The organism is Sorangium sp. So ce887 (assembly GCF_051521455.1).
Lineage (GTDB): Bacteria > Myxococcota_A > Polyangia > Polyangiales > Polyangiaceae > Sorangium.
In genome coordinates, this window is the sequence record NZ_CP150354.1 from 11,986,842 (window position 1) to 12,013,515 (window position 26,674).

Sequence of the window (26,674 nt, forward strand, 5' to 3'; positions counted from 1 at the left end):
GGTTATCATGCTCAGTTGGAGTGTTGCGTTCTTTATCGTCGCGATCATCGCCGCCATCTTCGGTTTCGGCGGCATCGCCGCGAGCGCCGCGTCGGTGGCGAAGCTGCTCTTCGTGATCTTTCTCGTCCTGGCGGTCGTCTCCCTCGCGCTCGGCCGCCGCGCCCCGACCTGACGCCCCTGTGTCATCCATGTCGGCTTGCACGTGCTCGGAGGCCCCGATCGGGGCGATATGTCTCGCCTGGGGCGGGCGGTCTCCGCGGTTCTGCATGGCACGCCGGTCGCAATAGGCCCTGGAGAGACCCCATCCAGGGCGCCGAGAGATCGATCCCGGGCAGCTTTGATGGGGCTTTTCGTGTCGTGCCGGGCTCTTGCCCGGGCGCAAGGTCGGGCCAGAGCGGCAGACCGGAGGAGATCATCATGCTGACCGTCCGTACATTCCTTCCTATCGCCATCGTCATGAGCGTCTTCGCGGGCTGCGAGTCCCCAGCAGACGCGCGAGCCAAGGCCGAGCGCGCGCAGCGCGAGGCGGAGCAGAAGGCGGCGGAGGTCGCGACCGACCTCGACAAGAAGGTCGCCGAGATCGACCAGCGGGCCGAGCGGGAGACCGACAAGGCGCTCCGGGAGGCCGCGGAGAAGCTCAACAACGCTGCCCTGGAGGCCCAGGAAAAGACCGTGGAGGCCCAGGCGGAGCTCCTGAAGGCGCGCGAGGACGTGCGCGCGTCCACGACGCGCAAGATCGAGGGCCTCGAGAAGGACGTCGCCGAGCTCCGCGCCAAGGCCGAGAAGAAGCTGTCCAAGGACGAGGTCGACAGGATGGTGAGGGAGCTCCAGGACAAGTCGGAAGCCGTCCGCAGGAGCCTGCGCGACCTCGACGCCGCCACGAGCACGAACCTCGATCAGATGAAGAAGGGCGTCGACGAGCGCGTGCAGGAGCTCGATCGCGCGATCCAGGAGGCGAAGCGGCGCGTCTGATCGTGCCCTGCAGCCCCTGACCCCAGCAAAGTCAACACGAGGAGGACACGATGAATACCCAGAAGGCATCTCAGCAGAACCAGCCGGCGGACCTCGAAGGCGAGGGCAACCCCACGGCCGATCGGCGTTACCGGGAAGGCGTGGAGAGGTCGGTGAAGGGCGGCAAGATCGAGGAGCACGCGGAGGAGGCCGCCCAGGCGCTGGACGGTCCCGAAGGCGACGAGCTGCGCGCAGCCCAGGAGGCGGCCCGGCGCGGTCGACCCAGCTGAACCCGGCGAGCCAGCGATGATCCGCGAGCTCCGCTGCAATTCCTGTGGCCGCCGGTACATCTTCGTGTCGACGGCGGCCACTCCCTGCCGGGCCTGCGGCTCGGCCCTCGACGAGATGGAGCTCGAGCGCGGCGTCTACGAGCTCGCCTCGAACGACGCGCGGAGCGCCGCCTCGCCTGTCCCGTCGAGCCCGGCGGACACCATGGTCCCCGAGGATCTCGGCTACGGCGAGTCTCACGGGTACGGGCCCGCGCACGGCGGCCCGACCGGCCCCGGCGACGCGCCGGCGACCACCCCCTGAACCCACCTGCCTCTCGCTCTCCCTGCAAACCACGATGACCCCCGGGCCCCCCCGCCGGGGGCGCGAGCCGGGCAGCCGAGAATTTAACGCAAAGGCGCAAAGGCGCAAAGACGCAAAAAAGAAAGATAGAAAGACCTCGGGATTCCCCCCCTTTCAATCTCTGTCTCTTTGCGCCTTTGCGCCTTTGCGCCTTTGCGTTGAATTCTCCTCACTATAGGCCATCGCCCGTGGACGCGCGCCGCGCGCGCAGGACGCCCGCGGCGCGCCGCCGGGCGCGGGGCCTGCCCGCGGAGCGTTGGATTGAAGGATGGGAGAAGTGACGCAGCGAAGGGGCGCCGCCGTCAGGCCGCGGTCGCGGTGCGCTGGGCGGCGTGGCTCGAGCCGTGCGCGCGGCGGGAGTGGGCGATGAGCGCATCAAACAGCTCCAGCATCTGCTGGCCGAGCCGCTCGTTCGTCTCCTCGCAGAGCTCCGCCTCGATCCACGGCAAGAGCTCCCGCTCCTCCTCGTCGATGTGGCGCATGACGAGCTCCCTCAGGGTGGTGAGCTTGGCCTCGAAGCTCGGGTCCTCCGGCGCCGTGTTGACGACGCGCCGGATCTCGAACCGCGCTACCGTGTGCTCCTCGCAGGCCCCGCCGACGAGCTCCGGCTCGATCGCGAGCAGCTCCGGGAAGAGCACCACCTGCTCGGCGAGCATGTGCGCGAGCAGGTGCTTCGTGAGCTCGTCGATCACCCGCCCGACATCGCCGATACCCGAGAGCGCCAGATCGAACAGCCTCTCGGCTTCGCGGTGCTGCCCCTTCAAGAGCTGTGTCGCTTTCATGCATTCTCCTCCCGGACACCGAACGTGGTATTGTGGTTTATCGAGGTGAAACAGGGACCTTGTTGTTCTCGCTCTGCGACCGGCTCAGGCAGCGGCGCGGGCCGCCAGGTGCGCGAGGCCGCGCAGCGGCTCGCCCCGGGGGCCCTCGAGCGAGAAGGTGACGGCGCCGCTGCTGCCGAGCAGCTCGCGCATCGTCAGCGACAGGCCCGCCAGCTCGTGAACCGCAGGGGCCTGCGGGTCCGAGCCGGGGCAGAGGACAACGCGCCTGACGCCGGGGAGCGCGCCGAGAACGGCGCGCATGAGCGAGGACCGGACCGTGAGCTTGTTCGCGGTCGACCCCGCGACGAACACAGCCGTGCTCACCGCGCCGAGGAGCCGGAGCTTCTCTTGCAAGCGCGATTGAAATATCGAAGGGGGCTCGTTGGGCAGCTGGACCACCGTCTCGATGTCGCGCGTCTGGGTGCTCAGCCAGGCGGCGCATTCGGTCCAGGGCGCACCGGACTCAGCAACCAGCAGGCAGGTCTCCTCTCGACGCTCGACCCTTCCCCCCCTCCTGTTCTTCATGAGAACCCTTCAAGCAACCCTCGTGCCGATTGGGCATATTCCGGATGCGCGCATGTCCGGGGCGCCAGATGTAACCTGTCGATGTGGAATTTCGCCTCTCACCGGCAACTCGGACGGACTTGACGGAACCAGGGCAGTCGAGGTGCTCAGGCCAACGCCGGCACGCGGCGCCGGCGCGTGATCGGTGACAAAACAAGGGCTTATCGCCCCATCTCGCCCGGGCGCGCGGGTGTCCGTCGCAGGGAAGACCGCGAATTCCATTTTCTCCTCAAACGCCCTTTGTCCGCTTCGCCGATAGCGATGCTGCGCCGCCCAGCGCGCCGTACGCCCGAGCTCGCTGCCGACCACGGGCCTCGCGCGGCCTCGGCCTCGCGCGCGCGGCCGCCGCCTGCGCTGCATCTGCGCGGGACCCGATGCTTTGGTCGTGGCCGCGCTCGCCCTCGGAGCGGCGCCCTCCGCCGCGCCGCCTCCCCGCGCGCACCGGAGAGGCGCGCGATGTGCATCGCCGGGCGACGTGCTGTCAGCCTGTGGAAATCCAGGGAGCGGGTAACCCTGCCGGAAACGGCGGCCGAGAGCGCGGTCGCCCCGGGGAGCGAGCGCGGAGGAGGGAGCGCGTCGGCGCCGCGTCCACGGGGCGCGCACGCAGGGTTGAGGCAGGAAATCGCACCTGTGGCGAAACGTCACGCTCGATAACACCGGGGATAAGCGGCCTGGGCTTGATGGCGCGGTGTCTCCGTGGCACGTTCCCTGCAACTGCAGGCAGCGGTCGACCTAGTGAAGCTGCCGGGGAAGGACACGCGATGAGCGGCAGGATACTCGTCGTCGATGACGACGAAGCGACGTGCGATCTGGTCGAAGCCCTCCTCAAGAGGCAGGAATTCTCGGTGGCGGCGCGCACCTCCGCCAAGAGCGCGCTGGAGCTCGTGAGCGACGACGACTTCGACGTCGTATTGACCGACGTCGGCATGAGCGAGATGAGCGGCATCGAGCTGTGCGAGCGTATCCTCGGCGCCCGGCCCGACATGCTCGTCATCGTCATGACGGCGCTCGGGAGCATGGAGACGGCGATCTCCTCGATGCGCGCGGGGGCGTTCGATTTCGTCACGAAGCCGCTCGACGCGAACCTCCTCGGCCTGACGGTCTCGCGCGCCGTCCAGCACCGGCGCCTCCGGTCCGAGGTGAAGCGCCTGCGTGAGGCGGCCCACGACGTCCAGCAGACCAAGGGCCTCGTCGGGCGCAGCCCCGCGATGAAGCGCGTCTACGACCTCATCGGGCGCGTCGCGCGGAGCGACGCCTCGGTCCTCGTGCACGGCGAGACGGGCACCGGCAAGGAGCTCATCGCGCGGGCGATCCACGAGGCCAGCGGCCGCCCCGGCCCCTTCGTGGCCGTCAACTGCGCCGCGGTGCCCCAGGCGCTCCTCGAGAGCGAGCTCTTCGGCCACGCGCGCGGCGCCTTCACCGACGCGAAGACCCAGCGCACCGGCCTGTTCCTGGAGGCGAGCGGCGGCACCATCTTCCTCGACGAGATCGGCGAGATGCCGCTCGAGGTCCAGCCGAAGCTGCTCCGCGCGCTCCAGGAGCGGAAGGTGCGTCCGGTCGGCTCGAACGCCGAGATCCCCTTCGACGCGCGCATCGTGACGGCGACGAACCGCGACCTCGAGACCGAGGTGTACGAGAAGCGGTTCCGAGAGGACCTCTTCTACCGCGTCAACGTCGTGAAGATCGACCTGCCGCCCCTGCGCGAGCGCGGGACGGACGTGCTCCACCTCGCGATGCATTTCCTCGAGAAGTTCTCCTCCAGGAGCGGCAAGGGCGTGCTCTCCCTCTCGACGGCGGCCGCGGAGAAGCTCACCGCCTACAACTGGCCGGGCAACGTGCGCGAGCTCGAGAACAGCATCGAGCGCGCGGTGGCCCTCGCGCGCTTCGAGCAGATCACGGTCGAGGACCTGCCGGACAAGGTCCAGGCCTACCGGCCCGACCGCTTCGTCGTCGCCGTCGACGAGCCGGCGGAGATCATGACGATGGACGAGCTCGAGAAGCGCTACATCAAGCGCGTGCTCGCGCTCGTCGGCGGCAACAAGTCGCGCGCCGCCCAGATGCTCGGGTTCGACCGGCGCACGCTGTACCGCAAGCTGGAGCGCTACGGGGAGCAGGATGGCCTGGGCGGGGACGAAGGCCCAGACAAGGACAAGGCTGCCTCTTCGCCGGGGTCGGCGAGCTCGTCGCTGAGCTGAGTTGAGGCGCGAGGTAAGGCGGAAGGAATGACGGAAAAGGCGCTCTCCGAGTCGGTCTACAAGCTGTTCGCGCGCACGGGGCACGACGTCCGAGGGCCGGCCGGCGTCGTGGCCGGCGCCCTCGACGAGCTGGAGCGCGCCCTCGGCGGCGAGACCACGGCCCGGAACGCGGCGTTCTTCACCATGGCGCGCCGGGGGGTGCGCCGCCTGCTGCGCCTCGCCGACCGCTACACCGCCGCGTCGGAGCTGTCGCGGCAGCCGGACGCCCCGGTGCACTCGCTGGACCTCGAGGCGCTCGTCCGCCAGGCCGTCTCGGAGGCGTCGTTCGTCTATGGCAGGCGCCAGGTCACGGTGGCGCTCGACCTCGCGCCCCTGCGCGGCTCCGCGCACCCGGCCTCGATGACCGCGGCGCTCGCGGACGCGCTCATGCTCGCCCTGCGCGCCGCCCGCGCGCGGGTCGCCGTCGAGCTCTCGGCCCACGGCGACAAGGCGCGGGTGGTGCTCACGAGCGACGCGGACACGCCCTCGGTCGAGGAGCTCTTCCAGACCTCGCTCTCGCCGGACGCGGACCCGCTCGACGAGGGCGCGCTGCCCGTCCGCGTGATCGACGGCGTGCTCAGGGCGCACGGCGGCACGGCGCGGGTCGAGCGCGCGGGCGCGGAGACGCGCATCACCCTGGAATGGCCGCTGAACGAGGCGGGCGCCCGATGAGCGAGGAGCTGCCGCAGGTCCTCGTGCTGGACGACGACGACGACACGGCGTCGCTGCTCGGCATGGCGCTCCGCCGCCGGGGCTTCCGCGTGCTCGTGGCGCGCTCGTGCGAGGAGGGGCGCGCGATGCTCGCCGAGCACCCCGTCGACGCCCTGCTGACGGACGTGTCGCTGCCGGACGGCAGCGGCCTTGATCTGCTGGCGTCGCTCGCGAGCAAGCCGCGCGCGCTGGTCGTGGTGAGCGGCTTCGGCGGCGACGACGACCGCGAGAAGAGCCGGGTGGCCGGGGCGCACGTGCACCTGGTCAAGCCGGTCGATGTAGCCCGGCTCGTGTCGACGCTCAACGAGCTGCTCGGCCGGCCGGGCTGAGCGCGCGCTCAGCCGTCGCTCACTTGTCGACGGACGCGTAGAACGAGACGCCCCGCCGGTTCTCGTCGAGGCGCAGCGGGTGCTGCAGCGCCGGCAGCGCCCGCTGGGCGCAGTCGAGGCGCTCGCAGGTCCGGCACGTGACGCCGACAGGGACGGCCGCGCCGATGTTGTCGAGGTCGATCCCGTCGGCGTAGACGAGCTCGCGGGCGTAGCGCACGTCGCAGCCCATGCCGATCGACTGCACCGTGTGGGGGACGTGGTAGCCGCCGCGGTCGCTGCGCACGGTGCGCGCGATGCAGAAGTAGACCGCGCCGTCGGGCATCTGAGAGAGCTGGATCCGGATCATGCCGGGGGTCATCAGGGCGGCGTGCACGTTCCAGCGGGGGCACGCGCCGCTGAACCGCGCGAAGCGGATGCCGGAGCCGCTGAAGCGCTTGGAGATGTTGCCCGCGATGTCGATGCGGACCATGTGCATCGGCACCCCCTCGGCGCCGGGGCGGCGGAGCGTCGTCAGCCGGTGGCACACCTGCTCGAAGCTCGTGCCGAAGCGGTGCGCGAGGAGCTCGATGTCGTACCGCTCGGCGCGCGCCGCCTCCAGGAACGGCTGGTACGGCATGAGGATCGCGGCGGCGAAGTAGTTGGCCAGCGCGACGCGCGCGAGCGCGCGGGACTCGGGGGTCGTGAGGTTCTCGTCGCGCAGGATGCGGTCGATCGCCGCCGACTGCGTGAGCAGCCCGAGCTGGTGCGCGAGCTGGAACCGGCGGCTCCGGGGCGGCAGCACCTCGGAGATGCTGAGCACGCGCCTGTCGGGATCGTAGCGCCGCATCGCCTGGCGCTCGTCGGCGACCCGCACGATGCGCACCTCGATGCCGCGCGTCGCGTGGAGGTACCGGACGAGGCCGCGGTAGACGTCGTCCGCGTCGAGCTCCGCCTCGCGCCAGAGCGCCTCGGCGCCCTCCTCGACCTCCGGGAAGTAGTTCATCCGGCGCTGGATCAGGTCGCTCACCTCCTCGGACGGCAGGCGCGAGTTGTCGACCGCGACGAACCCGTCCCCCGCCAGCCGCTCCCCCAGCGTGTCCAGCGACTCCCGGGTCGTCGCGTACGTGCGGTAAAGCGTGAGCACCGCGCGCGCGACGTTCGGTGACGTCGCGACGAGCTCGCGCAGATCGGCGTTCGTCAGCCCGTGGCTCTCGAAGATGGGATCGCCGAACACCTCGTGGAGATCGGCTGTCAGCCGGACGTCCCCTTCCGATGCGAAGTTCTGGAGGTCGAGCTGGAATATCTGGGCTAACCGGATGAGAAGTGGCGCGGTCAACGGACGCCGGTTGTTCTCTATCAAGTTCAGATAACTCGCCGAGACACCGAGGCGCTCCGCCAGATCGACCTGCGTCATGTGCTCGCGACGCCGGAGCGCACGGACTTTGGCTCCGAGAAGAGGTGCATCGGCCATGAGAACCCTCCCGAACATAGCTGTACCGACTGAACCGACGTGTAGGCGCGGCGCGCTGCCGTCAGAAATTTACAATAGTTTACACGTTGACAGGCTGTAAAGGCCTTTTGTCGACATCGTTATCCGCCTGCATTTCAAAGCGAAGTTGACGTTGAAACCCATTCGACAAACATAGGTTCGTTGTAACGACGCGCAGCGTTGCAGGAGATGTGGATGAGCCAGAATCATGCGACCTCGAACCTGAGCTTGCTCGCCCCCCGTGTTGCGGGCGACGCGTCTGTCCTCACGCCAGAGGCCCTTCGCTTCCTCGCGGGTCTTGGACGTAAGTTCGCTGACCGGGTACCGGCCCTGCTCGAGCGGCGGCGCGGGGTGCAGGCGCGGCTCGACGCGGGCGAGCGGTTCGATTTCCTCCGCGAGACGCGCGACGTGCGCGAGGCGGACTGGACGGTGGCGCCCCTGCCCGAGGACCTGCTCGACCGGCGCGTGGAGATCACCGGCCCCGTCGATCCCAAGATGATCATCAATGCCTTGAACTCCGGCGCGAACGTGTTCATGGCGGACTTCGAGGACGCCACCTCGCCGACGTGGAAGAACCTCATCGAGGGGCAGGCGGCGCTGCGGCTCGCGGCGCGGCGCGAGCTCCGCCACGAGGACCCGGCCACGGGCAAGCGCTACGCCCTCGGCGAGAGGCCCGCGACCCTGCTCGTGCGCCCGCGCGGCTGGCACCTCTGGGAGAAGCACGTCGAGCTCGACGGAAAGCCGCTGCCGGGCGGGCTCTTCGATTTCGGGCTCTTCTTCTTTCACAACGCCCGTGAGCTCGTTCGCCGCGGTACCGGACCTTACTTCTACCTGCCGAAGATGGAGAGTCACCTGGAGGCGCGGCTCTGGAACGATGTGTTCCTGTTCGCGCAGGATGCGCTCGGCCTGCCCACCGGCACGATCAAGGCGACCGTCCTCATCGAGACGCTCCCCGCGGCGTTCGAGATGGACGAGATCCTCTATGAGCTCCGCCAGCACTCGGCCGGGCTCAACTGTGGTCGCTGGGACTACATCTTCAGCTTCATCAAGAAGCTCCGGAACGACCCGGCCTGCGTGATGCCGGACCGCTCGCAGGTGACGATGGAGCAGCACTTCCTGCGCTCGTACACCCAGCTGCTCGTGAAGACCTGCCACCGCCGCGGCGTGCACGCGATGGGCGGCATGGCGGCGCAGATCCCGATCAAGAACGATCCCGAGGCGAACCGCGCTGCGCTCGAGAAGGTGCGCGCCGACAAGCTGCGCGAGGTGAAGGACGGGCACGACGGCACCTGGGTGGCGCACCCGGCGCTCGTGCCGCTCGCGCGCGAGGTGTTCGACGCGCACATGCCCGCCGCGAACCAGATCGAGCGGAAGCGCGAGGACGTCCGCGTGACGGCGGCCGACCTCCTGCGCGTCCCGCCCGGCGCGCGCACCGAGGCCGGCCTGCGCCACAACATCCGCGTCGGCGTCCAGTACCTCGAGGCGTGGATCAGCGGCCTCGGCTGCGTCCCGCTCTACAACCTGATGGAGGACGCGGCCACCGCCGAGATCTCGCGCACCCAGGTCTGGCAGTGGATCCGCCACAGGGCGACGCTGGACGACGGCGCGCCGCTCACCGAGGAGCGCTTCCGCGCGGTCGTCGACGGCGAGATGGCCGCCCTGCGCGGCGCGCTCGGCGAGGCGCGCTTCGACGGCGGCCGCTTCGCCGACGCGCGCCGGCTCTTCGAGCGGCTGTCGGTCGGAGAGACGTTCGAGGAGTTCCTCACGCTGCCTGCTTACGAGCTCCTGATCTCGCGCGCCGGAGCGCAGAGCTCGTGACGCGCAGCCAGCTTGTTTTGACGTCGACACAGCGGCAGCTGCCGCCCGCAACCCCAACGCACTAGGAGCCCAGTCATGTCCGCTGCCTTCCCGCTCAACACGTCGATCTCCGCCGATTCCCTGCACGCGACGCCGAGCGACGTCGCCCCCGGCCGATGGAGCGGCATCGTGCGCCCGTACTCCGAGGCCGACGTCGCGCGCCTCCGCGGCACCGTCCGTATCGAGCACACGCTCGCCGCCCTCGGGGCCAAGCGGCTCTGGAACCTGATGCACAGCGAGCCCTACGTGGCGGCGCTCGGCGCCCTCACCGGCAACCAGGCGATGCAGCAGGTCCGGGCCGGGCTCAAGGCCATCTACCTGAGCGGGTGGCAGGTGGCGGCGGACAACAACGAGGCCGGGACCATGTACCCCGACCAGAGCCTGTATCCGGCGAACAGCGTCCCGACGCTCGTGCGCCGCATCAACCAGGCGCTCCTCCGCGCGGACCAGATCGAGAACGCCGAGGGCAAGGCGGGGCGCTACTGGCTCGCCCCCATCATGGCCGACGCCGAGGCCGGCTTCGGAGGGCCGCTGAACGCCTTCGAGCTCATGAAGTCCATGATCGAGGCGGGCGCCGCGGGCGTGCACTTCGAGGACCAGCTCGCCTCCGAGAAGAAGTGCGGGCACATGGGCGGCAAGGTCCTCGTCCCGACCAGCCAGTTCATCCGCACCCTCATCGCGGCCCGCCTCGCCAGCGACGTCATGGGCGTGCCGACCGTCCTCGTCGCCCGCACCGACGCCGATAGCGCCAAGCTCATCACCTCGGACGTCGACCCGCGCGACAAGCCGTTCATCAGCGGCGAGCGCACGCCGGAGGGCTTCTACGTGCTGAAGGGCGGCCTCGAGGCGGCCATCGCGCGCGGGCTCGCGTACGCGCCCTACGCCGACCTCGTCTGGTGCGAGACCTCGACGCCGGACCTCGACCAGGCGCGGCGCTTCGCGGAGGGGGTCCACAAGCAGTTCCCGGGCAAGCCGCTCGCCTACAACTGTTCTCCCTCGTTCAACTGGAAGAAGCACCTCGACGATGCGACCATCGCGCGCTTCCAGCGCGAGCTCGGCGCGATGGGGTACAAGTTCCAGTTCGTCACCCTCGCCGGGTTCCACGCGCTCAATCACAGCATGTTCGAGCTCGCCAGGCAGTACCAGCGCCGCGGGATGTCAGCGTACTCCGAGCTCCAGCAGGCCGAGTTCGCCGGCGAGCAGTTCGGCTACAGCGCCACGCGCCACCAGCGCGAGGTCGGGACGGGCTACTTCGACGAGGTCGCCCAGGTGATCTCGGGCGGCGCGGCGTCCACCCTGGCCCTGCACGAGTCCACCGAGGCCGCCCAGTTCTGAGCGCCCGCGCGGGCCGTCGCGCACGTCTGCGCGCCGCCCACGCCGTTCCCGGCCTGCCCGCGCTGCGCCGGCCGCGCCCGCCCCGAGGGGAGCGCCGCGCGCGGCGAGGGAGCGGGCCGCGCGGCGCCCTCTCGACGGTGGTCCAGGGGGGGCCGTTCGAGTAGGCTCCGCTCGGGCCGCGATACCCGGCTGCGCCCGGCCGCGTCGCCCGAGCCGAGGTGAAAACAGCTGTGACAACGCAGAGCCCCAGACCGAGCGACGCTGACAGCGGCGGCGCCGCGTCCAATTTCATCCGCAACATCATCGCCGAAGACCTCGCCGCAGGCAGGCACACGCGGGTCGTGACCCGGTTCCCGCCCGAGCCGAACGGATATCTGCACATCGGACATGCGAAGTCGATCCTGCTCAATTTCGGGCTGGCGGCCGACTTCGGGGGCGTGTGCCACATGCGGTTCGACGACACGAACCCTGCGGCCGAGGACCTGGAGTATGTCGAGGCCATCCAGCGCGACGTGCGCTGGCTAGGCGGCGACTGGGGCGACAAGCTCTTCTTCGCGTCGGACTATTTCGAGCGGCTGTACGCGTTCGCGGTGGAGCTCATCCGGAAGGGCAAGGCGTACGTGTGCAGCCTGAGCGAGGCGGAGACCCGCGAGATGCGCGGCACCGTCACCGAGCCCGGGCGAGACAGCCCCTACAGGAACAGGTCCGTCGAGGAGAACCTTGAGCTCTTCGCCCGGATGAGAGCAGGGGAGTTCCCGGAGGGCGCGCACGTGCTCCGGGCCAGGATCGACATGACCGCTCCCAACATGAAGATGCGCGATCCGCCGATCTACCGCATCAAGCGCGCGCGCCACTACCGGACGGGCGACGCCTGGTGCGTCTACCCGCTGTACGACTTCGCTCACAGCCTCTCCGACGCGATCGAGGGGATCACCCACTCGATCTGCACGCTGGAGTTCGAGAACAACCGGGAGCTCTACGACTGGTTCATCGAGAACCTCGACGTCCCGTCCCGCCCCCGGCAGTACGAGTTCGCGCGGCTCAACCTGAACTACACGGTGATGAGCAAGCGCAAGCTGCTCGGGCTCGTGAAGGGCGGCCATGTGAAGGGCTGGGACGACCCGCGCATGCCCACCATCGCCGGCCTCCGGCGCCGCGGCGTGACGCCCGAGGCCATCCGCTCCTTCTGCGAGGAGATCGGCGTCGCCAAGACGAACAGCATGGTGGACATCGCGAAGTTCGAGTCGTGCGTCCGCGACGACCTGAACCTCCGCGCCCCGCGCGTCATGGCGGTGCTGCGCCCGCTCCGCGTCGTCCTCGAGAACTACCCCGAGGGGCAGGTGGAGGAGATCGACGCGCCCTACTGGCCCGAGGACGTGCCGAAGCAGGGCTCTCGCAAGGTCCCCCTCTCCCGGGTGCTCTTCATCGAGCGCGACGACTTCCTCGAGGACCCGCCCAAGAAGTGGTTCCGGCTCGCGCCAGGGCAGCAGGTGCGACTCCGCTACGCCGGCTTCATCACCTGCCGCGAGGTGGTGAAAGATCCGACCACAGGAGAGGTGGTCGAGCTCCGGTGCACCTACGATCACCCCACGAAGGGCGGTGAGGCGCCCGACGGCCGCAAGCCGAAGGGGACGCTGCACTGGGTCTCGGCCGCCCACGCGATCCCCGTCGAGGTCCGGCTCTACGACCGGCTCTTCGCGGTCGAGCGGCCGGACGCGGTCGAGGAGGGAAAGGACTTCCTGGAGAACTTGAACCAGGGTTCGCTGGCTTCCCTGACCGGATGCCGGGTGGAACCGAGCCTGTCCACCGTCGAGCGGGGCAGCCATGTCCAGTTCGAGCGCCAGGGGTTCTTCTTCGTGGATCCGGTCGACTCCGCGCCCGGCGCGCCGGTCTTCAACCGCACGGTGGCGCTCAAGGACTCGTGGTCGAAGCTGGCCGGCGAGAAGCCCGCTCCGGCCGCGGCGCCCGAGGGCGCGGCCGCGAAGGCGCCGCCGCCGAGGCCGAAAGCCGAGCGCGCGACCTTCGAGGAGCGGCTCGCGCGGCTCGACCCGGCGCGCGCCGAGAGGGCCAGACGCCTCGTCGAGGCGCGCGGGATACCCGGCGACGACGCCCTCGTCCTGGCCGAGGACGACGGCCTCCTCCGGCTGTTCGAGGAGGCCGTGGCGGTCCACGACAACCCGAGGAGCGCCGCCAACTGGGTCATCCACTCGCTCTCGCGCGAGCTGAAGGACAGGAAGACAGGCGACCTGCCCTTCTCAGGTGCGCAGCTCGGCGAGCTCCTGGCGCTGATTGATGACGGGACGATTTCCGGAAAGATCGCGAAAGACGTCCTCGCTGAGATAATGCAGCAGGGCGGTAGCCCGCGGGCCATTGTGGAACGCAGAGGGCTCCGGCAGGTGGCCGACGAAGGCGCCCTGGAGCGCATCGTCGACCAGATCATCGCCGGGCACCCCGGCGAGGTTTCCCGCTTTCGCGCCGGGAATACGAAGCTGATCGGGTTCTTCGTCGGCCAGGTCCTGAAGGCCTCCGGCGGCAAAGCGAACCCCGACCTGGTCAATACGCTGCTGACCAGGAAACTGGCGTAAATCTCCCACCCACACGCCGCTTCGCTTCCCCCCCTGCTCGGGGTGCGCGGGAGTGCTGCGCTCTGCGTTGCCCCGCGCCCAACACCTGACTACGTGATGCCTGTCATGGCAGTGTGGAGAAAGATATCCCGCAAAATGTCCATAAAAAAATTGAATTTGAGAGCTGGAGTGATGTAGATGAGATTAGGACTATGGAATCTGCACGCCAGTTCGCTCTCATCGTCTGCGTGGCGGTATCGTCCTCGCAGGCTGCTTGTATCGCGTCGGCCGAGCTCGATGGGCTCGATGGCGAGGATGAGGCGGTAGCGGAGGTGCAGCAGGAGATCGTGGTCTACAACGCGCTGACCCGTAACGCGCTGACCCGCAACGCGCTGACCCGCAACGCGTTGACCCGCAACGCGTTGACCCGCAACGCGCTGACCCGCAACGCGCTGATGGGCAATTCGCTCACGAGCGAGGCGCTCCGTGACCCCGAGGCGAGGGAGCTCCTCAGCTTCATTGTGAGCTGCGCTCTCCCCGAGGACGAGAGCATCGAAGTCGACGTCGGCCGCAAGTCGTACACCTTCGCCGGGGAGCTCGGGCTCGCGTCCGAGTGGGGCAAGAGGAACGGCTCGTGTGACGAAAAGTGCCAGGAGTGGGTCTCGGCCTGCCTGCTCTCGCGCGTGAACTACTGGGGCGAGCACGTCACGATCTCGCTCCGCGGGAAGGACGACGCGCTCTCCTCCTCGAGGAAGGAGCGCGACAGGTACGACGCGCCGGAGGCGACCTACTACGGCAACGTCTTCCTGGACACCCAGCGCCGCTTCGCGTGCCTCGCGCCCGGGAAGAGGTCGATCCCGCGCGTCTGCGGGCCCTCGCTCGACGGCTGCGTGGTCGAGGTTGTGGGCGAATGTGAAGACGTGTGCGATGGGCCGCGGCGCGACGGCAGCTTCACGGACTGCCGCGACCGGGAGCCCGTCCTCACGCTCCCGTGCGGCACCGGCATCTTTCCGCGCGGCACCGACCGGTACAAGGCTTCGGTGAGCGTCTTCCTCGAGTAGCATCGCGCAGCGTGGAGTCCGGCGCCGTCCTCGCGAGCCGCTTCGTTGTCGAGCAGCAGGCTGCGGCCGGGGGGATGGGGACGGTCTACCGCGCCCACGACCGCCTCGACGGCCGCCCTGTCGCCCTCAAGCTCCTGCACAGCCGCGAGGCCTTCGACGTCGAGCGCTTCGAGCGCGAGTCGCAGATCCTGGCCGAGCTGAACCACCCGGGGATCGTGCGGTACGTCACCCACGGCCGGACGGGCGCCGGGGACCACTACCTCGCCATGGAGTGGCTGGAGGGCGAGGACCTCGCGGCGTGCCTCGCGCGCCGGAAGCTCTCGCTCGCCGAGAGCCTCGGGGTGCTGCGCAGGACGGCGGACGCGCTCGCCTTCGCGCACTCGCGCGGGATCATCCACCGCGACGTCAAGCCGAGCAACATCTTCCTCGTCGCCGGCGACGTCGGCCAGCTCAAGCTCGTCGACTTCGGGATCGCGCGGCCCGACGGGGAGTCGCGGCGGCTCACCTACACGGGCGGGATCCTCGGGACGCCGGGGTACATCTCGCCCGAGCAGATCGAGAGCGGCAGCCCCCTCGACGCGCGCGCGGACGTGTTCTCGCTCGCGTGCGTGTTCTACGAGTGCGTCGCGGGCCGCCCGGCCTTCGAGGGGGCGCACGTCATGGCGGCGCTCGCCAAGCTCCTGTTCCAGCAGACGCCCCGGCTGCGCGACGTCCGCGCGGACGTGCCGGAGCCGCTGGAGCTCCTCGTCGACCGGATGATGGCGAAGAACCCCGAGGAGCGGCCGCGCGACTGCGGCGACGTCGGGGTGCAGCTCGCGCAGATCGCGGAGGCGCTGGACGCCTGGGCGACGCCGCGGCCCACCACGCTGGCGTCCCAGCGCGACTCGACCATGCGCTCGGCGCGGCCCCCGGGCTTCCTCACGCGCAGCGAGCAGCGGCTCGTGTCCCTCGTGCTCGCCGGCGAGCCGGACGACGTCGAGATGAGCGTGGCGGCGGCCGGCGGCGTCCCGAGCGCCTCGGATGTCTCGAGCGTGCTGCAGGAGCTCTCGAACGAGGGCCCGGGCTCCGCGGTGCCGCGCTCGGAGGTGCGGGCGGCGGTGGAGCCCTACGGCGCCCACATCACCGAGATCTCGCGCGGGTCGCTCATCGCGATCCTCGCCGGCGCCGGGAGCGCCGTGGACCGGGCCGAGCGGGCGGCGCGGTGCGCGCTCGCCCTGCGCGCGCGGTTCCCGGGCATCCCGCTCGCGGTCGCGACGGGGCGCGGGGTGTCGTCGGCGAAGCTCATCGAGGGCGACGTGATCGACCGGGGGGTGCGCGCCCTGCGGGCGGCGCAGGGCGGGGTCGTCCGGCTCGACGACGTGACCGCCAGCGTCGTCGGCGGCCGGCTCAAGGTGGACTCGGACGAGAAGGGGCCGTTCCTCGCGAGCGAGACGGCGGCCGACGAGAGCACCCCCGTCCTCCTCGGCAAGCCGAGCCTGTGGGTCGGCCGCATCCGCGAGCTGTCGATGCTGGAGGGCGTGTTCTCCGGGTGCGTGAGCGAGTCGCTGGCGAGCGCGGTGCTCGTGCTCGGCGCGGCCGGGGCCGGCAAGTCGCGGCTTCGCCTGGAGTTTCTCACCCGGGTGCGGCGCCAGCTCGCGGGGCTGGAGATCCTCTCCGGCCGGGCCGAGTCGGTGGCCGCGGGGTCGCCGTTCGGCCTCATCGCGGACGCGATCCGCCGGACGGCGGGGATGCGCGAGGGCGAGCCGGTGGAGTCCCGGCGGCGCAAGCTGAAGCGCCGGCTGGCGCGCCACCTGAGAGGCGACGCGCTGAACCGGGTCGCGGCCTTCCTGGGCGAGCTCACGCGGACGCCGTTCCCCGACGCGGAGACGAGCGGGCTGCGCGCGGCGCGCGAGAACGCGATGCTGATGGCCGACGCGACGCGCGCGGCGTGGGAGGACTGGCTCGCCGCCGAGTGCGCGGCGCAGCCGGTGCTGCTCGTGCTCGAGGACCTGCAGTGGGGCGACCCGGCGACGGTGCGCCTCATCGACCAGACGCTCCGGAACCACCGGGACCTGCCGCTCATGCTGCTCGCGCTGGCCCGACCCGAGGTCAGCAAGCAGTTCCCCGGCCTGTGGACCGACCGCGAGGTGCAGACGATCAAGCTCGGGCCGCTGCCGGCCAAGGCGAGCGAGCGGATGGTGCGGAGCGCGCTCGGCGAGGACACGTCCGCCGAGATCGTGGCGCGGGTCGTGGAGCGGGCCGACGGCAATCCGTTCTACCTGGAGGAGCTCATCCGCGCGGTCGCGGACGGCAAGGGGGACGTGCTGCCCGACTCGGTGCTGGGCACGGTCGAGGCGCGGCTCGACGCCGAGGGGCACGAGGCGAAGCGGGTGCTGCGGGCGGCGAGCATCTTCGGCGATCGCTTCTCGAAGCTCGCGGTGGCGGCGCTGCTCGGCGGCGCCACGCGCGTGAGGGAGACCGAGACGTGGCTCGACGCGCTGGCGGCGCGCGAGCTCATCGCGCCGGCCTCGACGCCGGGGTGGCTCATCCCGACCGACTACGTGTTCCGGCATGCGATCGTGCGCGAGGCCGCGTACGCGATGCTGACGGAGCCGGACCGCGCCCTCGGGCACAAGCTGGCCGGCGAGTGGCTCGAGCGCAGCGGGCACACCGACGCGATGGCGATGGCGGAGCACTTCCGGCTCGGCGGCGAGCCGGAGCGCGCGGTGAAGTGGTACCGGCGGGCCGCGGAGCAGGCGCTGGAGGCGAACGATCTGGCGAGCGCGCTCGCGCGCGCCGAGATGGGCGTCAAGTGCGGGGCGGCCGACGAGGAGCTCGGGCGGCTGCGGCTGGTGGAGGCCGAGATCAGCCTGTGGCAGCAGGAGACGGCGCTCGCCGCGCAGCGCGGCACCGAGGCGGCGAGCCTCGTTCGGACCGGCAGCACGGCGTGGTTCCGCGCCATCGGGCAGGTGATCGTGGCGGAGGGGAAGCTCGGCCACTTCGATCGCGTCGAGGCGTGGGTGGCGCGGGCGGCCGAGGCCGCGGGCGCGATGAGCGCCCGGATCATGTGCCTGTGCGAGGCGGCGACGTACCTGATCTTCGGCGGCCGCTACGCGGCGGCCGACAAGCTGATCCAGATGCTCGACGCTGTCGCGAGCGAGCCCGCGGGGCTCGATCCGCAGGCGGCGGGGCTCTACCAGCAGGCGCGCGCGATCCGGGCGCAGACGAAGGGCGACATCGGGGCGGCGCTGAGTGGGCTCACGGCGGCGGTCGCGGCGTTCGAGCAGGCCGGCGACCGCCGGAACGCCTGCGCGGTGCGCGAGAACCTGGGCTTTCTGTACTGCGAGCTCGGCGATTTCGAGGTGGCCGAGTCGGCGCTCCGGACGGCGCTCGCGGCCGCGCAGCGCATGGGCCTCGACGATCTGGAGACGGCCGCGCTCCAGAACCTCGGCTACGTCATCGCCCACCTCGGGCAGCTCGACGAGGCGAAGCTCCTCGAGCAGCGCGCGGCCGCGGCGTTCCAGCAGCAGGGCGACCGGCGGATGGAGGGCGTGACGCTGACGTACCTGGCGAAGATCCTGCTGCTCTCGGGCGATCCCACGGCCGCCGAGCGCGAGGCGCGCGCCGCGGTCGAGGCGCTGACGGTGGCGCCGCCGCTCCGCGCCGCCGCCGTCGCGGTGCTCTCGCGCGCGCTGCTCGCGCAGGGCCGCCGGGAGGAGGCGCTGCCGGCCGCGCGCGAGGCGTTCGCGCAGCTCGAGGCGGCGGGCTCGCTCGAGGAGGGCGAGTCGCTGGTGCGGCTCGCCTACGCCGAGGCGCTCGCCGCCGCGGGGGCCGAGCTCGAGGCGGCGGCGGCGCTCGCCGCCGCGCGCGAGCACCTGCTCAGCCGCGCGGAGAAGATCAGCGACCCGAGCTTCCGTGAGCGCTTCTTGACGTGCGTGCCCGACAACGCGAGGACCCTGGCGCTCGCCGGGTGACGCCTCAGGGGGCCTCGCCCCCGGCCGCGTGGAGCCGGGCGGGCGCGCCGGAGGGCTCGTGCGGCTCGCCGTCGCCGGCCGCCTGCGGGCTCGTCCGGGAGCTCAGGAGGCGGAGGGCCTCGCGGTAGCCGTCGAGGGTCCCGATCTCGACGTACGCGTGCCCGGCGCGGACGCCGAGCGCCACGCCCCCGCGGGCGATGTACTCGTTGACGAGGGGGCCGATGTGCTCGTCGCGCCGGCTCCGCTCGCACCAGAGCTCGTGGAGCTCCTGGAGCACGGCGCCGGTCAGCTTGAAGGCGCCCCAGACCCAGCGCGAGGTGGCGTCGCGGCGCCTCGCCTGGATCTCGACGACGCGCCCCTCGCCGTCGGTGACGACGGCGTCGAAGCGCTCCGGGTGGTCGACCGGGAAGAGGAGGAACGAGAGCGCCTGAGCGTGGAGCGCGGACAGCCCGTCTTCGGGGAACCAGATCGTGTCCGGTAGGCCGACGTACACGAGATCTTTCGGCGCGATGAGCGGGAGCGCGCGGAAGACCGCGTCGCAGAGGCCGGCCGGCCGCGGCTGGACGACATACGACAGGCTTGCTTGCCCGAACGTGGCCCCGTAGTACTCGAGGAGGTCCGACCTGCCTGACGAGATGACGAAGCAGACCCGGGTCGCGCCGGCGAGCAGCATGCGATCGACGAGGTGCTCGCTCGCGGCGCGGGCCCGCTCGGCGCCCCGCTCGCCGCGGCTGCCGATCGGGAGCAGCTCTCTCGGGAAGGCGCGCGGCTGAAGCCGGCTCTCCCGGCCGGCCGCCGGGATGAGCCCCCACACGGTGGCATGTCGCCCTCTCACGTGCGCACCGCCTTCGAGCCTTCCCATGGCCCGCTCCAGAGGGCGCGGGCGACACCCGCATGTGGCAATTCCATCAATAATGTCCATTGTTTATATGAGCGACGCGCTCCGGGGTGGCCGCGCATGAATGGCTGACCGCTCCCGCCACGTCGCTCGTGTGAATTGGAGTCCAACATCGTGACTGCGAACCGCGAGATCAAGTCGAGCTCGAGACCCTCTTTGTCAAGCCGAGCTCGATGCAAGCCTGTCAATCCGTGATGAGCTCATGACATGTCAAGCTGGTCGAGCCTCTCGCTCGTCGAGCCGACGCCGGACTCGCGCGTTGCTGGCGCGCTCGGGCGAGTGGCAATCGCCGCGGGGTTGACGCTCTGGCAAAGGAGCATCCAGGACATCAAAGGACGGCGCTCGCTACAGCGAACCCCTTAGAGAGGATCAGGCGTTGACGTAGCGAGCGGCGGTGTGACGGCCGGCGTCAGCTTTCTGTCACGACGTCCGAGAACGACCCTGCGCGGGGGGGCGCATGCACCCCGTCGGCTGCCGAGGTGCGCTCACGCGGGCAGCGTCGGTCGATCCGAGGCGGCCTCTGCCGCTTCGCGCTCGGCGATGGCGGCGGCGTGGCGGCGCAGCCGGTCGGCCATCACGTTCGGGATGCGCTCCGCGGCCAGGAGCGCGGCGGCGAGCGCGCTGCGCGCGGCGGCGAGCCGGCCGCAGCGCAGCGCGGTGACCGCGCGGATCTCGAGCACCTCGATGTGCTCCTGGCCGACGGAGCTCTGCGCCGAGCGGTCCACGAGGGCGTCCCACGCGGCGTCGCTCCCGTCCCGCGTCGCCAGGTCGATCATGGCGCAGAGCACCTCCTCCGAGGGGCCCATCAGCGCGTCGGCGCGGCCCTCCGCGCGCGCCTGCTCCTGCATCTCGCGCATCCGCTCGAACAGCGCGCGGGCCTCGGCCTGCTCGCCGCAGTAGAAGAGGAAGCGGGCCTCGAGGAGCAGGGCGACCGGCCGGCACGTCCCGCAGAACCGGTGCTGCTCGATCTCGAGCGCGCGCTCGATGTGCGGCTTCGCCGCCGCGAGGTCGTCCATGAGGTAGAGGTACTCGCCGAGGTTGTACTCGCCGACCCGCTCCAGCCCGCTCTGGCCGAGCTCGCGCGCGAGCGAGAGCACCCGCTCGAGGTCGGCGATCATCCGGGTCTTGTCGCCGCGGCACGCCCAGAGGAGCGCGCGGTTGTTCGTCACCGAGCCGAGGTGCAGCGTGTCGTGGTGCGCCTCGCAGAGCGCGATCGCCTGGCCGAGCGCCTCCTCGGCCTCGTCGAGCCGGCCGAGCCCCTGGAAGACGAAGCCGAGCATGAGCAGCGAGATGACCCGCGTCTCGTAGCCGTCGTCGCCGAGGCATGAGGAGGCGGCCGCCGCCCGCTCGAGCGCGGCGGCCGCCTGCTCCTCGCGGCTGAAGCGGTGCAGCGAGCGCCCGACGCCGAGCGCGAGGCGCGCGGCGAGCGCCGGCGACAGCGCGATTCCGGCGGCGAGCGCGCCCGCCTCCTCGACGCGCTCCTCGGAGCTCTTGAACTCGTCCATCCAGTCGAGCGCCGTGGCCTCGTCGAGGAGGATGTCGATCTGCGCCGGGACGTCGCCCCGCGCGCGCGCGATGGTCCGCGCGCTGGCGAAGTCGGCGAGCGCGTCGTGGTAGCGGCCCAGGCGGTAGCGCATGAGGCCGCGGCCCCGGTGCGCGGCCGCGCGGTCGGGGCGCGCGCGGGCCGGCGCGCCGCCGTGCGCGGGGTGCGCCGGCCCGCGCGCGCCCGCGCTCGGCGCCGTCGGCTCGATCGGCTGCTCCAGCGCGCGGCTGTAGAACGTCTCCGCGTCGAGGTAGGCGTGCCGGGCGCGCGCGCGCTCGGCCAGGGTGAGGTAGGCGGCCTCGGCGATCTCGCCGAGGCCCGCCTGGGCCGCATGGTACGCGAACGGGATGAGGCGCGCGTCCTTGAGGTGCGGCGCGTCGCGCTCGCCCACCTCGTCCCCGGAGGCGTCGCGGTGGAGCTTGAAGGCCGCGAGGTGGACGCGCCGGCGGAGCGGCTCGGGCGCGCCGCGGGACACCGCCTCGCGGACCATCGCATGGCGGAAGCCGATGCGGCCTCGCCGGTCCTGGACGAGCAGGCCCGCGGTGAGCAGGCGCTTCACGGCGACCTCGGCGTCGAGGGGGAGATCGTCGGCCTCACCGTGCTCGTCGAGCCGCTGGAGCACGCCGGCCACCTCGGCGACGGCGACGTCGGGGCCGAGGAGCGCGATGAGGCGCGCGTGCGCCTGGAGCGCGGGCGGGAGCGCGTCGATCTCGCCGAGCGCGAGCCAGTCGAGGAGCGGCATGTCGGGGAGGCGATCGAGCTCGTCCGTGGCCAGGTACCAGGCGTCGCCCCTCGGGTGCCGGCGCACGATGCCCTCGCGCTTGAGGCCGCGCACGAGCTCGATGAGCAGGAGCGGGACGCCCTGCGCGCGCTCGACCAGGTGCGCGAGCGCCGGCTCGGGCACGTCCTCCGCGGGCAGGAGCAGCCGCCGGCAGAGGGCGATCGCGCTGTCGCGGTCGAGCGCCTCGAGGCGGTAGGTCTCGCGGCGCGCGGCGCGCTCGCCCCAGTCGGGGCGCGCGCTCTCGAAGCTGGGCCGCCCGAACGCGCAGATGAACAGGCGCGTCTGCGCCTCGGCGAGCGCCGCGTACTCGAGCGCGGCGAGCGCCGCGTCGTCCGCCGCGTGCGCGTCGTCGAGCACCACGAAGAGCGGCGTCCGGCGCGACCGCCGGCGGAGGGCCTCGCCGGCCGCCACGGTGAGCGCGGCGCGGAGCGCGCCGGGCGCCGCGGAGAGCGCGCGGAGCTCCGGGTAGCGCCCCTCGGCGACCGCGCCGTCGCTGATCCAGCCGAGCGCGAGCGCGACGGCGGCCCCGAGCCGCGCCTGCTGCGCGGCGCCGAGGCGGCGCCGGAGGAGCTCGCGGCCGCCGTCCGCCGGGGGGGACGACGGCAGCGAGAGCGCCTGCTGGAGGATCTCCCGGACGACGCGGTCGGCCCCGCCCGCGACCGGCTCGCCGGTCCGGAGCTCGATCACCTCGGCGCGGACGTCGAGCTCGCGCAGCCGCTGTACGAGGGCGCCGGCGAGGCGGCTCTTGCCGTGGCCGGCCACGCCGATGACGCTGGCGATGGTGGGCCTCGCGTTCTCCACGGCGTCGCGCGCGCCGGCGACCAGCGCGTCGAGGACCTCGCTCCGGCCGAAGAGCGGCTGGGAGCTCGTGTCGAACGCGGTGTCGGCGTCGGGCCGGGCGGAGGACGGCCCGGGCTGGACGGAGGTCGGCCCGGGCGGGGGGAGGGAGTCGCCCGGGGGCTGCGAGCCGCTGTCGCCGAGCGCCGCCACGGCGGCCGGCGACAGGGCGAGCCCCGGGGGACCGCCCGGCGAGGAGCGATCGTGACGGTGGAAGAGCGGGCTCAGGAACCGCCGCGAGCCGTCGGGCCGCGCCTGGACGGACACGGACGCGACGTCGAGCAGCCCGCGCGTGAGGACGCGCTGCTGCTCGAGCTCGCGGCCGGCGTGCATGGCGCGGCGCAGCGGGCTCGCGCCGTCCGCGTGGTCGAAGACGGCGACGAAGCGGCTGCCCGCGGCGTGGGCGAGCTCGCCGCCGAGCGCGCTGAGTCTCCGCTGGAGGGCCACGACGTCGAGCTCGGCCTCGAAGAAGAGGAGCGCGACGGCGCGCCGCTCGACGCGGCGTGCGCTCGGCGGCGGCGGCTCCGTGGTGAGGCGCCGGGGGCGCGAGGGGCGGCGCTCCTGATCGCGCTCGAAGCTCTCCAGGGCGGCGCCGAGCGCCGCGGCGCTCTCGAAGCGCTGGCTCCTGTCCTTGACGAGGCACTGGAGCACGATCTCCTCGAGCGAGCGCGAGATCGGCGCGAGCGAGGCGGGGCGCGGCGGGCGGCGGCCCAGGTGGTCCTGCCGCACCAGGGCGGGGGGGCCCCAGAACGGCGGCTTGCCGGTGAGCAGCTCGAACAGCACGACGCCGAGGGCATACAGGTCCGCGCGCGCGTCGACGTCGCCGCGGCCGTCGCACTGCTCGGGCGCCATGTACTCGGCGGTGCCGGGCGCGTCGCTGTCGGCGGTGATGTGGAGCGACGCGCCCGGCACCGCCGCGAGGCCGAGATCGATGATGGTGGCGCGGTGCCCGCCGTCCCGGGCGGCCGCGGTGGACGGCGCGCCGGACAGGATGAAGAGGTTCTCCGGCTTGATGTCGCGGTGCACGTAGCCGCGCGCGTGGACCGCCTGGAGGGCCCGGAGCGCGGCGCGGACGAGGGAGCACGCCGCGCGCGCCGGCATCTGGCCGGCGACGCCGGACGCGACCATGCGGTCGGCGAGCGTCGGGCCGTCGAGGTATTCCATGACGAAGTACGGCAGCCCGGAGGGGAGCTGGCCGCACGCATAGACGACGGGCACGTGGGGCGGGCCGATGTCGTGGAGGGCCCGCATCTCCTCGACGAGGCGGACGGCGGCGTCGGGCCGGTCGGCGCGCGCGACCTTGATCGCCACGGTCGGACCGCCGTCCTCCGGCTCGGCCGCGAACACGGCCCCGAACCCGCCCGCGCCGGCGAGCCGCAAGCCGCGGTAGCCCGCGATGCTGGGCGGCGGCGCCTCGAGGAGCCAGCCGGCGCTGGAGTCGTCCGCGCCGCTCGGCGCGCCCGGCTCCGGGCCGGCCTGCCGCACCACCGGGCCGTGCTGCGGACACCCGGGATCCGCGTGCGCGACCCGCCGGCCGCAGTCCCTGCACCGCGCGGCGAGCGCCCCGGCACGGGCAACGCGTCCGTCTCGACGAGCATCGGGCAACATGGGGGCCTCAGGGCAGGAACGTCGTAATCACCGCGGACGACGACTCGCCTCCATGGCTGGTGCAGCTCGGGCGATAGCCGCCGGCGGCGCTGAGCCCGCCGCACGCGAGATCGCATGAGCCCACGATGTGAATGTTCGGGCATTCCCGGACGTTGCCGTCGGCTCTGAGGAGCCCCGCGGCGCAGTCCCTGCCGAGGGCGCGAGAGCTCTCCGCGTTCGACTCGTTGTAGCAGGCATAGAAGCGGGGGGATCTCGTGAACAGGTTGCCCCAGAACGCGCCCTCCTCCCTGGGATACGACGTGACCTCGCTCCGGTCCGGGTACCTGAGGGCCACGTGTGGCCCGCGGGACGAGATCATCACCGAGACGCCAGCCCGGTTTGCGCGCGACGCCACGCAGGCCGAGATCCACTGCCTCCGGGAGGCGCTCAGCGGCTCGTCGCGCCAGCCCGGGGCGAGCCCGAGGTGCCCCGAGTAGGCCTCCTCATGCAGCTCGCCGAGCTCGTCGTGCCACGAGAAGCTGAGCGACTGCGATGGGGTCAGCGCGCAGCTGACAATGTATTGAAGGAGCTGCCTGGACATCGCGCCGAGCTCCCCTGGGTCGGTGATGGCGGTGAAGGCGGTCTCCGCCAGGCTGCTCCCCTCGAGTCTGTTCGGGGCGAGCGTGCTCGGGTCGAGCGCGTTCGGGTTGAGGGCGTTCGGGTTGAGGGCGTTCGGGTTGAGCGCGTTGTAATTCCGGAGCGCACTTGAGACTTCTTCGACCGACCCCGATTCCGCAGAAAATCCGTCGCTGCCACCGCAGCACGGCAATGAGACCAACAGAAACATGCGCAGGTGCCGCGCGTGAATTCGCCTCTTCATCTGTTCCCCCCATTCTGCTAGCAGATGGAATAGGCTACCGTCGGGATAACGATGGATTTACTGTACCACCAGGTGAAGCGACGTGTAGCGCCAACACGATCGTCCCGTGCTGGTAAAAACGTCGCTCGGGTGAGCCCTTAGTCGTATCGGGGGGGTTATGACATTGGATGCGATGGCAACGCGTGATAACGAGACGCGGGCATTCTCCCTAGAGGAGAGGTCGTTCTCCCGAGGCGAGCTGCCGTGCGGCGCGCGCGCGGGCAATTACAGTGTTGGGGCGCCCATCGCCCGGGGCGGATGTGGAGCTGTGTACGAGGCGAGACATCTCCAGACGGGCGCGCGTGTGGCGATGAAGGTGCTGCACGGGACGCTCGCCGCCTCGCCGAAGATGGTGAAGCGCTTCCTGCGCGAGATCGAGGTGGTGCGGCTGCTCAACCACCCTGGGATCGTCGAGATTCATGACGCCGGCGAGCTCCTGGACGGCCGGCCGTTCTACGTGATGGAGCACCTCGACGGGGTGACGCTCGACGTGCTCCTCCGGCAGGAGGGGAGGCTCTCGCCGGAACAGGCGCTCGACCTGCTCGAGCCGGTCTGTTCGGCGCTCGACGCGGCGCACGCCGCCGGCATCATTCATCGCGACGTGAAGGGCAGCAACATCTTCGTCTCGCGGGGCGCGCCGCGGGCGGTCAAGCTCCTCGATTTCGGGATCGCGAAGCTGATGGAGCCCGACGAGGGGCCGAGCGGCTTCACCACGGCGGGGAGGGCGCCCGGCACACTCACGATCATGGCGCCCGAGCAGATCCTCGGCGGCCCCCTCGACGCCCGCGTCGACGTGTATGCGCTCGGCGTCCTGCTCCACCGGCTCCTCACGGGCAAGCTCCCGTTCTACTCGCCGGATGCGGCCGAGCTGCTCCGGCAGCACCTGGAGGAGCCTGCGCCGCGCCCGAGCCGGCGCACCCCGTTGCCGCCCGCGCTCGACGCGGTCGTGCTGCGCTGCCTGGAGAAGCAGCCGGAGCACCGCTACCCGTCGGTGAAGAGCTTCCTCTGCACGCTCCGCGAGGCCGTGGGCGAGCCGACGTCGGGGCGGAGCAGCATGCCGGAGATCGAGGCCGACGCGATCGCGGTCTACCTCGACCTCCGGCTGCGAACCGACGCCGACGACATCGACGATACGCTCGCCGAGGAGCTCGGCCTCGTGCTCGACATCGCGGAGGAGCGCCTGCGCGATGCCGGGCTCACGCTGGTGTCCGTGACCGGCAGCGAGATCCTCGGCGTGCGGCTGCTCTCCGGCGACCCCGGGGAGGCGCTGCGGGAGCGCGCGGCGGTGATCGAGATCGCCGCCGCGCTCCACGAGGAGATCGGGCTGAGGAGCCGCCCGGACACGCTCGTGCACCCGAACCTGTGCCTGCACGCCGGGCGGGTCGTGGTGCGCTCGATGATCCACCCGGAGATCCTCGGCGGCGACCTGGCCCGGGTCGGCGCGTGGGCGCCGGTCGAGCCGGTGCACGGGCTCTGCGCGACGGAGGAGGCGGTCCGCGGGGTCGACGGACTCGATCTCTCCCCGGGGCCCGGCGGCCTCGCGCTCATCGGCGAGCTCTCGGCGCAGTGCTCATCGCCGGCGCCGACGCTGCGGAGCCCCGCGGTCTGAGGCGGCGGGCGCGTGGTCCTCG

The 26,674-nt window shown here is 71.6% G+C and carries 19 protein-coding genes; 13 read left to right on the plus strand and 6 right to left on the minus strand.

Annotated features, from left to right (window positions below):
* The first annotated feature begins 7 nt into the window (after window positions 1-7).
* The 4 genes from WMF36_RS44875 to WMF36_RS44890 all read left to right on the plus strand — a co-directional run bounded on the left by WMF36_RS44875 (window position 8) and on the right by WMF36_RS44890 (window position 1,542).
* On the plus strand, window positions 8-172 hold the full coding sequence (locus WMF36_RS44875; protein ID WP_437582044.1) for a DUF1328 domain-containing protein: 165 nt from the start codon (window positions 8-10) through the stop codon (window positions 170-172).
* A 245-nt stretch (window positions 173-417) separates the two neighbouring features.
* Window positions 418-972, plus strand: a complete 555-nt coding sequence (locus tag WMF36_RS44880) for a hypothetical protein (protein ID WP_437576998.1) — start codon at window positions 418-420, stop codon at window positions 970-972.
* Between the two features lie 50 nt (window positions 973-1,022).
* Entirely contained in the window at window positions 1,023-1,241 is a 219-nt protein-coding gene (locus WMF36_RS44885; RefSeq protein WP_437576999.1) for a hypothetical protein, read from the plus strand.
* A 16-nt stretch (window positions 1,242-1,257) separates the two neighbouring features.
* Complete coding sequence (locus WMF36_RS44890) at window positions 1,258-1,542, plus strand: hypothetical protein (protein ID WP_437577000.1); 285 nt, start codon at window positions 1,258-1,260, stop codon at window positions 1,540-1,542.
* Window positions 1,543-1,883: 341 nt separating this feature from the next.
* Here WMF36_RS44890 and WMF36_RS44895 read toward each other — a convergent pair whose 3' ends face one another.
* A complete protein-coding gene (locus tag WMF36_RS44895; RefSeq protein WP_437577001.1) occupies window positions 1,884-2,363 on the minus strand; it encodes a hemerythrin domain-containing protein in 480 nt (159 codons plus the stop codon).
* Window positions 2,364-2,447: 84 nt separating this feature from the next.
* Window positions 2,448-2,927, minus strand: coding sequence for a hypothetical protein (locus WMF36_RS44900; protein ID WP_437577002.1), 480 nt, complete (start codon window positions 2,925-2,927; stop codon window positions 2,448-2,450).
* Between the two features lie 800 nt (window positions 2,928-3,727).
* Between WMF36_RS44900 and WMF36_RS44905 the strand changes: the two genes are divergently transcribed.
* The 3 genes from WMF36_RS44905 to WMF36_RS44915 are packed head-to-tail and all read left to right on the plus strand — an operon-like array spanning window position 3,728 to window position 6,240.
* Window positions 3,728-5,161, plus strand: a complete 1,434-nt coding sequence (locus WMF36_RS44905; protein WP_437577003.1) for a sigma-54-dependent transcriptional regulator — start codon at window positions 3,728-3,730, stop codon at window positions 5,159-5,161.
* A gap of 27 nt (window positions 5,162-5,188) precedes the next feature.
* Entirely contained in the window at window positions 5,189-5,872 is a 684-nt protein-coding gene (locus WMF36_RS44910) for a histidine kinase (protein ID WP_437577004.1), read from the plus strand.
* Window positions 5,869-6,240 (plus strand): response regulator, encoded by a 372-nt coding sequence (locus WMF36_RS44915; RefSeq protein ID WP_437577005.1) that lies wholly within the window; start codon window positions 5,869-5,871, stop codon window positions 6,238-6,240. The genes WMF36_RS44910 and WMF36_RS44915 overlap by 4 nt, the downstream gene beginning before the upstream one ends.
* Before the next feature lie 19 nt (window positions 6,241-6,259).
* Here WMF36_RS44915 and WMF36_RS44920 read toward each other — a convergent pair whose 3' ends face one another.
* Window positions 6,260-7,690, minus strand: coding sequence for a helix-turn-helix domain-containing protein (locus WMF36_RS44920; RefSeq protein ID WP_437484148.1), 1,431 nt, complete (start codon window positions 7,688-7,690; stop codon window positions 6,260-6,262).
* Between the two features lie 213 nt (window positions 7,691-7,903).
* Between WMF36_RS44920 and aceB the strand changes: the two genes are divergently transcribed.
* From aceB to WMF36_RS44945, 5 genes are all read left to right on the plus strand, one after another.
* Entirely contained in the window at window positions 7,904-9,526 is a 1,623-nt protein-coding gene (gene aceB / locus WMF36_RS44925; protein ID WP_437577006.1) for a malate synthase A, read from the plus strand.
* A 75-nt stretch (window positions 9,527-9,601) separates the two neighbouring features.
* Window positions 9,602-10,900 (plus strand): isocitrate lyase, encoded by a 1,299-nt coding sequence (aceA, locus tag WMF36_RS44930; RefSeq protein WP_437577007.1) that lies wholly within the window; start codon window positions 9,602-9,604, stop codon window positions 10,898-10,900.
* Between the two features lie 230 nt (window positions 10,901-11,130).
* Entirely contained in the window at window positions 11,131-13,485 is a 2,355-nt protein-coding gene (locus tag WMF36_RS44935) for a glutamine--tRNA ligase/YqeY domain fusion protein (RefSeq protein ID WP_437577008.1), read from the plus strand.
* Window positions 13,486-13,676: 191 nt separating this feature from the next.
* Window positions 13,677-14,525 carry a hypothetical protein gene (locus tag WMF36_RS44940; RefSeq protein WP_437577009.1) on the plus strand — a complete coding sequence of 283 codons (849 nt, stop codon included), beginning with the start codon at window positions 13,677-13,679 and terminating at the stop codon, window positions 14,523-14,525.
* Between the two features lie 11 nt (window positions 14,526-14,536).
* Window positions 14,537-18,478, plus strand: a complete 3,942-nt coding sequence (locus tag WMF36_RS44945; protein ID WP_437577010.1) for a serine/threonine-protein kinase — start codon at window positions 14,537-14,539, stop codon at window positions 18,476-18,478.
* 4 nt (window positions 18,479-18,482) lie between these two features.
* Here the strand turns inward: WMF36_RS44945 and WMF36_RS44950 are convergent, their stop codons facing one another.
* The 3 genes from WMF36_RS44950 to WMF36_RS44960 all read right to left on the minus strand — a co-directional run bounded on the left by WMF36_RS44950 (window position 18,483) and on the right by WMF36_RS44960 (window position 25,004).
* Window positions 18,483-19,292 (minus strand): sugar phosphate nucleotidyltransferase, encoded by an 810-nt coding sequence (locus WMF36_RS44950; protein ID WP_437582045.1) that lies wholly within the window; start codon window positions 19,290-19,292, stop codon window positions 18,483-18,485.
* A 569-nt stretch (window positions 19,293-19,861) separates the two neighbouring features.
* Window positions 19,862-24,145, minus strand: a complete 4,284-nt coding sequence (locus WMF36_RS44955) for a serine/threonine-protein kinase (RefSeq protein WP_437577011.1) — start codon at window positions 24,143-24,145, stop codon at window positions 19,862-19,864.
* Between the two features lie 7 nt (window positions 24,146-24,152).
* Window positions 24,153-25,004: a hypothetical protein gene (locus WMF36_RS44960; protein WP_437577012.1), complete on the minus strand. Its 852-nt coding sequence runs from the start codon at window positions 25,002-25,004 to the stop codon at window positions 24,153-24,155.
* 172 nt (window positions 25,005-25,176) lie between these two features.
* On the opposite strand from WMF36_RS44960, the gene WMF36_RS44965 reads away from it, so the two are divergent.
* Window positions 25,177-26,652, plus strand: coding sequence for a serine/threonine-protein kinase (locus tag WMF36_RS44965; RefSeq protein WP_437577013.1), 1,476 nt, complete (start codon window positions 25,177-25,179; stop codon window positions 26,650-26,652).
* Window positions 26,653-26,674 lie beyond the last annotated feature (22 nt).